Origin of the sequence: Iodidimonas gelatinilytica (assembly GCF_008579125.1) — a bacterium.
GTDB lineage: Bacteria > Pseudomonadota > Alphaproteobacteria > Sphingomonadales > Rhodothalassiaceae > Iodidimonas > Iodidimonas muriae.
The window spans coordinates 67888-80127 of the sequence record NZ_BKCL01000010.1; the positions used below are offsets into that span (position 1 = coordinate 67888).

General features: G+C 55.8%; 7 protein-coding genes and 2 pseudogenes. 8 read left to right on the plus strand and 1 reads right to left on the minus strand.

The annotated features are described in order from the left end of the window. Positions 1-150 precede the first annotated feature (150 nt). The 6 genes and pseudogenes from mdh (at position 151) to lpdA (ending at position 9243) form a co-directional block, all read left to right on the plus strand. Positions 151-1116, plus strand: coding sequence for a malate dehydrogenase (gene mdh / locus JCM17844_RS11735; RefSeq protein ID WP_150001129.1), 966 nt, complete (start codon positions 151-153; stop codon positions 1114-1116). Positions 1117-1166: 50 nt separating this feature from the next. After that, a pseudogene (gene sucC / locus JCM17844_RS11740) lies at positions 1167-2335 on the plus strand (ADP-forming succinate--CoA ligase subunit beta). Positions 2336-2339: 4 nt separating this feature from the next. Continuing rightward, entirely contained in the window at positions 2340-3215 is an 876-nt protein-coding gene (gene sucD / locus JCM17844_RS11745) for a succinate--CoA ligase subunit alpha (protein ID WP_150001130.1), read from the plus strand. 26 nt (positions 3216-3241) lie between these two features. Next, positions 3242-6150 (plus strand): annotated as a pseudogene (locus JCM17844_RS11750) (2-oxoglutarate dehydrogenase E1 component). 73 nt (positions 6151-6223) lie between these two features. Continuing rightward, positions 6224-7783 carry a 2-oxoglutarate dehydrogenase complex dihydrolipoyllysine-residue succinyltransferase gene (odhB, locus tag JCM17844_RS11755; protein ID WP_150001131.1) on the plus strand — a complete coding sequence of 520 codons (1560 nt, stop codon included), beginning with the start codon at positions 6224-6226 and terminating at the stop codon, positions 7781-7783. Between the two features lie 50 nt (positions 7784-7833). Beyond that, positions 7834-9243: a dihydrolipoyl dehydrogenase gene (gene lpdA / locus JCM17844_RS11760; protein ID WP_150001132.1), complete on the plus strand. Its 1410-nt coding sequence runs from the start codon at positions 7834-7836 to the stop codon at positions 9241-9243. 36 nt (positions 9244-9279) lie between these two features. Here lpdA and JCM17844_RS11765 read toward each other — a convergent pair whose 3' ends face one another. Beyond that, positions 9280-10740 carry a HAMP domain-containing sensor histidine kinase gene (locus JCM17844_RS11765; protein ID WP_150001133.1) on the minus strand — a complete coding sequence of 487 codons (1461 nt, stop codon included), beginning with the start codon at positions 10738-10740 and terminating at the stop codon, positions 9280-9282. A gap of 207 nt (positions 10741-10947) precedes the next feature. Between JCM17844_RS11765 and JCM17844_RS11770 the strand changes: the two genes are divergently transcribed. Together JCM17844_RS11770 and JCM17844_RS11775 are read left to right on the plus strand one after the other, a co-directional pair. After that, positions 10948-11706 (plus strand): sulfite exporter TauE/SafE family protein, encoded by a 759-nt coding sequence (locus tag JCM17844_RS11770; RefSeq protein WP_150001134.1) that lies wholly within the window; start codon positions 10948-10950, stop codon positions 11704-11706. Between the two features lie 96 nt (positions 11707-11802). Further along, positions 11803-12240 (plus strand): sulfite exporter TauE/SafE family protein (locus JCM17844_RS11775; RefSeq protein ID WP_150001135.1); only part of this gene is annotated, 438 nt, incomplete at its 3' end.

The window sequence follows — 12240 nt, forward strand, 5'->3', positions numbered from 1 at the left end:
CGCCTCTTGTGCTGCATTGGAATTCGCGCTACGTACCCGGCTTGAAGGCGCTTTTCCGTTTCAAGAGAGCGCGGCCCAAAATGTCCGTCGCTCTCTTCTCATCCAGCCGACCGCGCGCGGCGGTCGCATGACGCATGGAGCAGGCATCCTATGGCAAAAGCCAAAATCGCATTGATCGGCGGCGGCAATATTGGCGGCACGTTGGCTCATCTCGCAGCGCTGAAGGAATTCGGCGATATCGTAATTTTTGACATTGTCGAGGGCTTGCCCCAAGGCAAAGCGCTTGATCTTGCGCAATCGGGGCCGGTTGAAGGCTTTGATGGCGAATTCAAGGGCACGCAAGATTACAAAGACATCGAAGGCGCCGATGTGGTGATCGTGACAGCCGGCGTTCCCAGAAAGCCGGGCATGAGCCGTGATGATCTTCTGGGCATCAATCTCAAGGTCATGAAAGCGGTGGGCGAAGGCATCAAAACTTATGCGCCCAATGCTTTTGTGATCTGCATCACCAACCCTCTGGACGTGATGGTGTGGGCCTTGCGCGAAATCACCGGCCTGCCGCACAATAAGGTTGTGGGTATGGCGGGCGTTCTCGACAGCTCGCGCTTCCGCTTGTTCCTTGCCAATGAATTCAAGGTGTCCGTTGAAGATGTGACCGCTTTCGTTTTGGGCGGGCATGGCGATACCATGGTTCCCCTGACACGCTATTCCACCGTGGCCGGTATTCCGGTGCCCGATCTTATTGAAATGGGCTGGACCACACAGGAAAATATCGACGGCATTGTGCAGCGCACCCGTGATGGCGGCGCGGAAATTGTCAAATTGCTGAAAACCGGGTCGGCTTTTTATGCCCCCGCCACCAGCGCCATCGAAATGGCTGATGCCTATCTGAAAGACAAGAAGCGCGTTCTGCCCGCAGCCGCCCATCTGACGGGCCAATATGGTGTCAATGACATGTATGTGGGTGTGCCGGTGGTCATCGGTGCCGGTGGTGTTGAACGCATTGTCGAAGTGTCCTTGACCAAAGACGAAAAGGCCATGTTCCAGACTTCTGTGGACGCAGTGAGTGGTCTTGTAGACGCGGTGAAAAAAATCGACCAGAGCATTGGTGCCTGATCACCTTTTCTGGTGGTGGACCGATGTGATCCTGACAAGGAAGCGATTGAATGAATATTCATGAATATCAGGCGAAAAGCCTGCTCAAAAAATACGGTGCGGCCGTGCTTGGCGGGGGCGTTGCTTATACCCCGGCCGAAGCTGTGGACGCTGCAAAAGCGCTGGGTGGCCCTGTGTGGGTTGTGAAAGCGCAGATCCATGCGGGCGGTCGCGGTAAAGGCGGCGGCGTGAAGGTGGTGAAATCTATCCAGGAAGTGGAAGATTGCGCCCGCAATATGCTGGGTATGCAGCTTGTGACGCACCAGACCGGCCCCGAAGGCAAAGAGGTGCGCCGCGTCTATATCGAAGATGCTGCGCCATTGATAAAGAGCTTTATCTGTCGATTCTTGTGGATCGGGCATCCGGGCGTCCGGCGATCATCGCCTCCACCGAAGGCGGGATGGATATCGAGGAAGTGGCGGCCAAAACGCCGGAAAAAATCCATACCATCACCATCGACCCGGCCACGGGCCTGATGCCCCATCATCAGCGGCGCGTGGCCTTCAGCCTTGGGCTTTCCGGCGATGCGTTGAAAAAAACCATGAAGGTGGTGAAGGCGCTTTATGATGCCTTTATCGATCTGGATGCCAGCCTTTTGGAAGTGAATCCGCTCGTTGTCACCAAAGACAATGATGTGGTGGTTCTGGACGCGAAAATGTCCTTCGATGGCAATGCTTTGTTCCGTCATGCCGATGTGCGCGAACTGCGCGACGAATCGGAAGAAGACGAAATGGAGCTGCGTGCTGCCAAGCACGAGCTGAATTATATCCGTTTGGATGGTTCTATCGGCTGCATGGTGAATGGCGCCGGTCTGGCCATGGCCACCATGGATATCATCAAGCTGAAAGGTGGCGAGCCTGCCAATTTCCTCGATGTGGGCGGCGGAGCCACCAAAGAGCGTGTGACCGAAGCCTTCAAGATCATCTTGTCCGATGAAAATGTTGAAGCCATTCTGGTGAATATCTTTGGCGGCATCATGCGGTGCGACATTATCGCTGATGGCATTATCACCGCAGCTCGGGAAGTGAACCTGACCGTGCCTTTGGTCGTGCGTTTGGCCGGAACCAATGTGGAACTGGGCAAGCAGATGCTAAGTGAATCCGGCTTGGCGATTACCGCTGCCGACGATCTGAATGACGCCGCCGTGAAAGCGGTCGCCGCTGTAAAAGGGGAGGCATGAGCCAATGGCTGTCCTCGTTGATAAAAATACCAAGGTCATTTGTCAGGGCTTCACAGGAAGTCAGGGCACGTTCCATTCGGAACAGGCTATTGCCTATGGCACCCAGATGGTCGGTGGTGTGACGCCGGGCAAAGGCGGCACCAAGCATTTGGATCTGCCGGTGTTCGATACGGTGCATGATGCCCGCGAAAAAACCGGGGCCAATGCCAGCGCCATTTATGTGCCGCCGCCTTTCGCCGCCGATGCCATTTTGGAAGCCATCGATGCGGGCATCGAATTGATTGTCACCATCACCGAAGGGATTCCGGTGCTGGATATGGTGCGGGTGAAGCGCGCCTTGTCCAATTCTTCTTCACGTTTGGTGGGGCCGAACTGCCCCGGCGTCATCACGCCGGATGCCTGCAAGATCGGCATCATGCCCGGCCATATTCATCGCCGTGGCTCGGTGGGGATCGTGTCGCGTTCCGGCACACTCACCTATGAAGCCGTGGCGCAAACCACCGCAGCCGGACTGGGGCAGTCCACCTGCGTCGGCATTGGCGGCGATCCGGTGAATGGCACCAATTTCATCGACGTGCTGGACCTGTTCTTGGCCGATGATGAAACTCAATCCATTATCATGATTGGTGAAATCGGTGGATCTGCGGAAGAAGAAGCGGCAGAGTTTCTGGCGCAGTCCAAGGTGAAAAAGCCGGTTGTCGGGTTCGTTGCCGGACGCACAGCCCCTCCGGGCCGTACCATGGGCCATGCGGGTGCGATCGTTTCTGGTGGCAAAGGCGGTGCCGAGGATAAGATCGCGGCGATGAAGGAAGCGGGCATTGTTGTTGCTGACAGCCCGGCCTCGCTGGGAACCACTCTTGTTGACGTGTTAAAGGGCTGAATGCCTTCTTATAGGGAGACTCATTGATGGGTCGAGATATTGAACTGCCGGATATGTTGTCTGGTGCCAGTTCCGCATTCGTCGAGTCACTCTATGATCGCTATACTGCCGATCCCCAATCGGTGGATGAAAGCTGGCGTGGCTATTTCGACCGCCTTGAAAAAGGCGCGTCGGAAGCCGCCCAGAAGCCCTCTTGGGCGCGCTCGGATTGGCCCAATTATGGTGCCGATGATCTGACAATGGCGCTCAATCCGGGGGCGGCGACAGCGGACAAGCCTGCCAAGGCGAAAGCTGCTGCTCCCGCGGCGGATATTGATGTGCGGTCCGCTACCCTTGATTCCATCCGCGCGTTGATGATGATCCGGGCCTATCGTGTGCGCGGACATCTTTTGGCGAAGCTCGATCCTTTGGGGCTGGAAGATCGCCCCCGCCATGCAGAGCTGGAACCGCAAACTTATGGTTTCGGTGAAGAGGACATGGACCGCCCGATCTTCATCGATCATGTGCTGGGGCTTGAGATGGCCACTGTGCGCGAGATCATCGAGATTGTGGAGCGCACCTATTGCCACCATGTGGGTGTCGAGTTCATGCACATCAATGAACCCGAAGAAAAAGCATGGATCCAAAATCGCATTGAAGGCCGCGATAAGGAAATCCAGTTCAGCCGCTTGGGTAAGCGCGCGATTTTGCGCAAGTTGATCGAAGCGGAAAATTTCGAGAAATTCCTCGGCAAAAAATATACCGGCACCAAGCGCTTTGGCCTTGATGGGGCGGAAGCCATGGTGCCCGCCTTGAAGGGGTAATCAAAACCGGCGGTCAGAACGGGGTGCAAGAGATTATCATCGGGATGCCGCATCGTGGGCGCCTGAATGTGCTTGCGACTGTGATGCAAAAGCCATTCCGTCAGATTTTCCATGAATTCCACGGTGGTGCGGCGCACCCCGAAGAGGTGGAAGGCTCCGGGGATGTGAAATATCATCTGGGCACCTCCTCGGACCGGGATTTCGACGGCAATGAGGTGCATTTATCATTGTCTCCTAATCCGTCGCATCTGGAGGCGGTGGATCCGGTGGTGCTAGGCAAAGCGCGCGCCAAACAAACCCAGCGTATGGATGTGGAGCGGGGCGAAGTTCTGTCGCTCTTGTTGCATGGCGATGCGGCTTTTGCCGGCCAAGGGCTGGTGGCAGAATGTCTGATGCTATCGGGCCTGCGCGGCTATCGCACCGGGGGTACGGTCCATTTTATTGTCAATAATCAGATCGGCTTCACCACTTCGCCGTCTTATTCGCGCTCGTCGCCTTATCCTTCGGATGTGGCCAAGATGGTGCAATCGCCGATTTTCCATGTGAATGGCGATGATCCGGAAGCCGTGGTGTTTGCCTGTAAGGTGGCGACCGAGTTTCGGCAGGCTTTCAAAAAAGATGTGGTGGTGGATATGTTCTGCTATCGCCGCTTTGGCCATAATGAAGCCGATGAACCGGCCTTCACCCAGCCTTTGATGTATGCGGCGATCAAGAAGCATACCTCTGTCACGCAGGTTTATGCCAAGCGCCTGGAAGCTGAAGGCGTTGTGACCGCCGATGAAGTGACAGCGTGGATCGATGAATTCCATGCCATGCTGGAAGAAGAATTCGAAGCCGGGAAAAACCATAAGCCGAACAAGGCCGATTGGCTGGAAGGGCGCTGGACCGGATTTTCGCAGCCGGAAGCCACCAATCAGGCCCGCCGCGCCGAAACCGGTGTGGATGTGGCCACCCTGCGCGAAGTGGGGGCGGTGCTGACAACGGTTCCCGATAATTTCAATCCTCATCGCACATTGCGGCGTATTCTGGATGCCAAAGACCAGATGATAGAGCAGGGCACCGGGCTGGATTGGGCCACGGGGGAAGCGCTGGCTTATGGGACATTGCTGGCCGAAGGCTATCATGTGCGTCTGTCGGGGCAGGATTCCGGGCGCGGCACGTTCTCGCAACGTCATGCGGTGTGGGTCGATCAAAAAACCGAAGAACGTTATATCCCGCTGGATATGGTGAAAAAAGGCGCCCATTTTGAAGTGCTGGACAGCCCGTTGTCCGAAGCGGGTGTGCTTGGCTTTGAATATGGCTATAGCCTTGCCGAGCCCATGGCTCTGGTTTTGTGGGAAGCGCAATTCGGTGATTTTGCCAATGGCGCCCAAGTGATCATCGATCAGTTTATCGCTTCGGGTGAAGCCAAATGGCTGCGGATGTCGGGCCTCGTAATGTTGTTGCCCCATGGCTATGAAGGTCAAGGGCCGGAACATAGCTCGGCGCGGTTGGAGCGGTATCTGCAGCTTTGTGCCGAAGATAATATGCAGGTGGCAAACTGCACCACGCCTGCCAGCTATTTCCATATTCTGCGTCGCCAGATGCACCGGAAATTCCGCAAGCCCTTGATTATCATGACGCCCAAATCATTGCTGCGTCATAAGCGGGCTACCTCCAGCCTTGCGGATATGGGGCCGGGGTCGCAGTTCCATCGGGTATTGCGCGATGATGCGGAAACAAAGCCCGGCACGACATTGGCGCTGAAGCCCCATAAGGACATCAAGCGGGTGATCCTGTGTTCCGGCAAGGTATATTACGATCTTGTGGATGAACGGGAAGCGCGAGAGCAGACAGACAGTTATATTTTGCGCGTGGAACAGCTTTATCCCTTCCCCCATGAAACGCTGGTGGCGGAATTAAAGCGCTTCAAGAACGCCAAGAGCATTGTGTGGTGCCAGGAAGAGCCAAAAAATATGGGGGCATGGACCTTTATCGAGCCATATCTGGAGGCCGCCATGGCAGAAGCCAATTGCGCCCATGCCCGCCCGCATTATGCCGGGCGGCGGCCCACAGCGTCTACGGCAACCGGTTTGGCCTCGCGTCATGCCAAAGAACAGGCGACCCTTCTCGATCAGGCGCTTACCTCATAGCGTTTGTTCATATCGTCATCATTTAATTTTTGCCGTCTAAGGCGGTCAGGGTAGAGATAAGGAGCACGATCAGATGGCCGAGGAAATTCGCATCCCCAGCCTTGGTGAGTCCGTCACCGAAGCCACCATTGCCAAGTGGCTGAAAGCTGAAGGTGAAGCGGTGAAGGCTGACGAACCTGTTGCTGAACTGGAAACCGATAAAGTCTCCATGGAAGTGAACGCGCCGGTGGCGGGTGTGCTGTCTGAACAGTTGGTGGCGGAAGGCGACACCGTCGAGGTGGGGGCGCTGATCGGCAAGATCGACAAGGATGCCAAAGCGCAGTCTTCTGCAGCTCCCGCTCCGAAAGCGGCGGATAGCACCAAGGATAGCGGTGCCTCTTCTGCTGCCGATAATGCGAAACTGGTGGATGTGGTTGTTCCCGAAGCGGGGGAATCGGTGACAGAAGCCGGGCTTGGCGCATGGATGAAAGCCAAGGGCGACGCCGTTGCCGAGGATGAGCCCATTGCCGAACTGGAAACCGATAAAGCGGCGATGGAAGTGAATGCACCGGTGGCCGGTGTGCTTGCCGAAGTGCTGGTGGAAGAGGGCGCGACCGTTGCGCCCGGTGATGTGATTGGCCGCATTGCCAAAGGGGCAAAGGCCGGTGCCACCGCCACGGCTCAGGCCGCTTCTGCCGATACGCCGAAAAAGGCCGATGCTCCGGCAGCGGTATCCACGGCACCGCAAGATACCACAGCATCGCAGCCCATGGCCCCCGCCGTGCGCAGATTGCTCGCGGATTATAATCTGGACCCGGCCTCCATCAAAGGCACCGGCAAAGATGATCGCCTGACCAAAGCGGATGTGTTGAGTGCCATTGAAAACGGTTCGGCCCGGACCCTGACGGCGCCTGCGGCGGCGGGTGCAGCACCGGCTGCTGTGGCGGCCTCGGCCCCACGGGAAGAGCGTGTTCCCATGACCCGGATGCGTAAGCGCATTGCCGAACGTTTGAAGGATGCCCAGAACACCGCAGCCATGCTCACCACCTTCAATGATGTGGACATGACGGCGGTGATCGAATCCCGTAAAAAATATAAAGACCTGTTTGAAAAGAAACACGGCATCAAGTTGGGCTTCATGTCGTTCTTCGTACAGGCTGCGGTTTTGGCCTTGCGTGAAGTGCCGGGGGTCAATGCGCGCATTGATGGCGACGAGATCGTCTATCAGAATTTCTACAATATCGGTGTGGCGGTGTCCGCTCCTACCGGGCTTGTGGTGCCGGTGGTGCGGGATGCGGATGCGTTGTCTTTCGCCGATACGGAAAAAGAAATTGTCGCTTATGGCAAGAAAGCCCGCGATGGCAAGTTGTCCATCAATGATCTCACCGGCGGCACCTTTACCATTTCCAATGGCGGTATTTTCGGATCCCTGCTGTCCACGCCGATCCTGAATGCGCCGCAATCGGCCATTTTGGGGATGCACCGGATCGAAGAACGTCCTGTGGCCATCAAAGGCGAGGTGGTGATCCGGCCGATGATGTATCTGGCGCTGTCCTATGACCATCGTCTGATTGATGGTCGGGAGGCGGTGACCTTCCTGGTGCGGATGAAGGATGCTCTTGAAGATCCCAGCCGTTTGTTGCTGGACCTTTGATTGCAATTCCCGATGCCTTTTTGGCCGGACAGTGAAGCGGAGAATGAAAAATGGCTGACGATTTTGATCTTGTGATTTTGGGGGCTGGCCCCGGTGGGTATGTGGCAGCCATTCGCGCCGCCCAATTGGGGCTGAAAACGGCCTGCGTGGAAAAGCGTGGAACCCTTGGTGGCACCTGCCTCAATGTAGGTTGTATTCCATCAAAAGCCTTGCTGCATGCGTCGGAACTTTATGCGGAAACCAGTTCGGGGCATATGGATCAATGGGGCGTTGGCGTTGGCAAGGTGACCCTTGATCTGGACAAAATGGTGAAAGCCAAAGACGAGTCTGTGTCCGGCCTGACCAAAGGCGTTGAGGGTTTGTTCAAAAAGAACAAGGTGGAATGGGTCAAAGGCACGGGGAAGTTCAAGAACAAGAACACCATCAGCGTTGCCCTGACCGATGGTGGCACCCGCGAGCTGAAGGCGAAGAATGTGATTATCGCCACCGGGTCTGATGTGGCGGGCTTACCCAATGTCACCATCGACGGAAAGCGGGTTGTCAGTTCGACCGAAGCCTTGTCGCTTCCCTCTGTGCCCAAGCATCTGGTGGTTATTGGCGGTGGCTATATCGGGCTTGAGCTAGGCTCCGTATGGCGTCGTTTGGGGTCTGAAGTGACGGTGGTTGAATATCTTGACCGCATTTTGCCCGGCATGGATGGAGAAGTTTCGAAGAATTTCGAACGCATTCTCAAAAAGCAAGGCATGACCTTTCGTAAAAGCATGAAAGTAACCGGCGTCGAGGCTTTGAAGAACAAAGCCAAGGTGTCGGTGGAACCGGCCAAAGGCGGCGATGCCGAAGTGATTGAAGCGGATGTGGTGTTGTTGGCGGTGGGCCGCAAACCGCATACGGACAGCCTTGATCTTCAAAATGCCGGCCTGAAAACCGATGAACGGGGACGGATCGATATCAATGACGATTTCTCGACCGATGTGCCCGGTATTTGGGCCATTGGCGATGTGGTGAAAGGCCCGATGCTGGCCCATAAGGCTGAAGATGAAGGCCTTGCTTGCGCCGAGAATATTGCCGGGCTGACCGGCATGGTGAACCATGATGTGATCCCCGGTGTTGTCTATACAATGCCGGAAGTGGCAAGCGTTGGTAAAACCGAGGAAGAGCTGAAAGCTGCGGGCGTTTCTTATTCTGTAGGGAAATTCCCGTTCATGGCCAATTCCCGCGCCAAAACCAACAAAGACACCGAAGGCTTTGTGAAAATCCTTGCCGATGCGGAAACGGATCGGGTCCTGGGCGTGCATATCATTGGCAGCCTTGCGGGGACCATGATAGCGGAAGCGGCCTTGGCGATGGAATTCGGGGCCAGCTCAGAGGATATTGCGCTGACCTGTCATGCGCATCCCACCCATCCGGAAGCGGTGAAAGAAGCGGCAATGGCCGTGCATGGCCGCGCCATCCATATCTAAAGCCACAGATTGAATGTACTGGCCCATCCCGAAAGTTCAGGCGGGTTGGGCCAGTTTCTCTGCTTCACATAAAACGCGGTCTTGGGGAAAGCACAGGCAAGCCGTGGTGCCTTTTCCCGGTACAGAATGCAACCATGCCTTGCCGCCGTGCAGGGCCATCAGGCGACGCACCAGCGGCAGGCCGGTGCCGGTTCCCGCAGCGGACCGATCCAGATCCTTTTCTATCTGCAAAAAGGGTTCAAACACCAGATCCTGTGCATTTTTGGGAATTCCGATGCCGTGATCGGTCAGCTCCATATGATAGTGCCCGTCTTTCAGCCTTGCCCGTAAGGTGATCACCGTATCTTCCGGTGAGAATTTGATGGCATTGTCTAATAGATTGATCAAAATAATACGCAAGGCGCGGCGCTCCGCCCATAAGCGGAGCGGCTCATGTTCGATATTGAGCGCCAGGGACAGATTTTTTTGCTCGGCCTTTTCCGATTGTGCCTTGAGGGTTTCCAATGCCAGTTCATGGGGGTCGAGCGCCGCTTCCCGCATTTCATAGCGCCCCGCTTCGATTTTCGAAATATCCAGAAGATTACCAATGAGTTCGAGCAAACTTTTGCCACTGTCTAAAACATAGCTCGCATAGGTACGTAAGGTTGCATGCGGGACAGATTCTTTCGCCGTCTTGATCAGTTCGCTGAAGCCGATGATGGCATTCAAGGGGGTGCGCAGTTCGTGGCTCATGACCGCAAGAAATTGCGATTTGGACCGGCTTGCGGATTCGGCCTCTTCCCGTGCTTCTTTCAGTTCTTGTGCAGATTTGCGGAATTGGTCGAGCGTGCGGGCCAGGTCTCCGAACTCGTCTTTGCGGTGCAAGCCCGAAATATGGGCGTTCAAATCACCACCGGCCAGTCTGCCGACTCCATTATGCAACCGGCCCAGATGCCGGGCCACAAACAGCGCCGCCCCGGCGGAATAAAGGGCGGTGATTAATCCCGAAACCCATAGCAAGCTTGTCAGGGCAATCACCAAGCGGCTGTTCAAGCTGTTCACGCTTGTATCGATATTATGGATTTCTTCTGCAAATTCTTCTTCTATTTCAGGTAGTTGACTGGAAAGTTTGGCGAAAGGGGCGAGTTTATCGCCCAAGGCGGCCAGAATTTTATCAGCCGTATGAACGGTTTGTGCACAGCCTTCCCGTAAGGCAGGGGCAGAAAGAAGGCGTAAAGGGGCGCCAACGGGACGGTCCATGATGAAGGTGCAATCTTCGCCCCATTTTTTAACGGCATGGGCCAAGTGTTCCATTTCCACACGGGCGTTCTGGTTCGTTTCCGGTGCGGACAGCATGGCGGTTAGCTTGGTGACATCCCTTAAATGCTGATAGCTCAAGCGATGAAGGATACCCCCGTCTTTCTGGATATGGGTTGCGGCGATGGCAACAAGCGTAAACGCAAAAATAGCGCCCGCGATGGAGAAGAGGCGAGATCTTACGGAAGAGAGGGAACCCACTGTCTTCTCCAATCTGTACCAAGTGTTACACTTATTAGATGAAAATTTTATATAGGGTTCTCGTTATGGCAAGTCACATTGTCGTTAAATTTCTTAACCTTTCATCATATTTCATCTGGCGCCGCTCCGAATGGCTTGCACCGTCTTCGGAACATAGGGGAAAGTGTGCCGGCGCTTTTCAGACACACAATGCCGTGAGGACGGGATATGGATATTTGGATGTTGCCATTGCTCGCCCTTGCCGGTGTTCTGGCTGGATGGTTGAATGTGTTGGCGGGGGGCGGGTCTATGGTCAGCGTGCTTGCCATGTTGTTCATGGGCATCCCCGGCCCCATTGCCAATGGCACCTTTCGCGTTGCTATTCTTGCCCAGAATTTCACTGCCGTAACATCGTTTCGCCAGCGCGGATTTTCCGATTTTCGCTTGTCACTTTCCTTGGCGGCGGCGGCTTCTGTGGGGGCTGTGGCCGGGGCGATGGTCGGGGTGCAGCTGTCGGGGCTGTGGTTTAACCGGGCTTTGGGTCTGGTGATGGTGGGGGTGCTGGTTTTGATGGCGACGGATTGGGGTCGCGCAACGCCCCAGCCTGCAAAGGAAACGCCCGGGGGTCCGAAAAATCTGGTGCTTGGCCATATTTTAATGGTGGGGGCCGGGCTTTGGGGCGGATTCATTCAAATTGGTGTCGGGTTTATTTTCATGCCTATTCTGGCCCGTGTGATGGGCATCGATCTGGTGCGGGTGAACATGCACAAGGTGTTCATTGTGATGGTCTATACCAGCATTGCGCTTTTGGTTTTTGCAAGCCAGGGGGGCGTGTTGTGGAGCGCCGGATTGGCCCTTGCCTTCGGCCATGCCATCGGGGCTTGGCTTGGCGTGCGCAGTGCGGTTCTAAAGGGAGACAAGCTGATCCGCCGGGTTTTCATGTTGATGATTTCGGCTTTGGTGGTGAAGCTGCTATTTTTTCCCTAATCGATAAAAGCAGCCATTGATTGCACTGCCGTTCCTTTCGGGGTACACCGAGGAAAGACTGTCCTGTCCCTCAAAATGAGAGGTCGCCCGGCCGCCATGCCGTTCTATCTGCCAATCGCAGAGATGTCGCTTAACATCTTCCTGGTGATTGGGCTTGGGGTGGCCGTTGGGTTTTTGTCCGGCATGTTTGGTGTCGGCGGCGGCTTTCTGATGACTCCCTTGCTGATTTTTTCCGGCGTTCCCCCCGCTGTGGCAGTGGCTACCGGCGCGAATCTGATCACCGCTTCGTCTGTTTCCGGGGCGATTACCCATTGGCGACGGGGCGGCGTGGATCTGAAATTGGGCGGTGTCTTGACCGTTGGCGGGGCCATCGGGTCGGTGCTGGGCGCATGGCTTTTTACTTGGCTGGAAGCCATTGGCCAAGTGGAGTTGATGATTTCGCTTCTCTATGTGGTGTTTTTGGGCGGGATTGGCGGCTTGATGCTGTGGGAAAGTCTATCGGCTTTGCTGCGTAGCCGCCGGGGCGGCGCCCCC

Coding starts and splice junctions, on each gene's coding strand:
- lpdA (WP_150001132.1), top strand. CDS start 7,834: ATGGCTGACGATTTTGATCTTGTGATTTTGGGGGCTGGCCCCGGTGGG.
- odhB (WP_150001131.1), top strand. CDS start 6,224: ATGGCCGAGGAAATTCGCATCCCCAGCCTTGGTGAGTCCGTCACCGAA.
- mdh (WP_150001129.1), top strand. CDS start 151: ATGGCAAAAGCCAAAATCGCATTGATCGGCGGCGGCAATATTGGCGGC.
- sucD (WP_150001130.1), top strand. CDS start 2,340: ATGGCTGTCCTCGTTGATAAAAATACCAAGGTCATTTGTCAGGGCTTC.
- JCM17844_RS11770 (WP_150001134.1), top strand. CDS start 10,948: ATGGATATTTGGATGTTGCCATTGCTCGCCCTTGCCGGTGTTCTGGCT.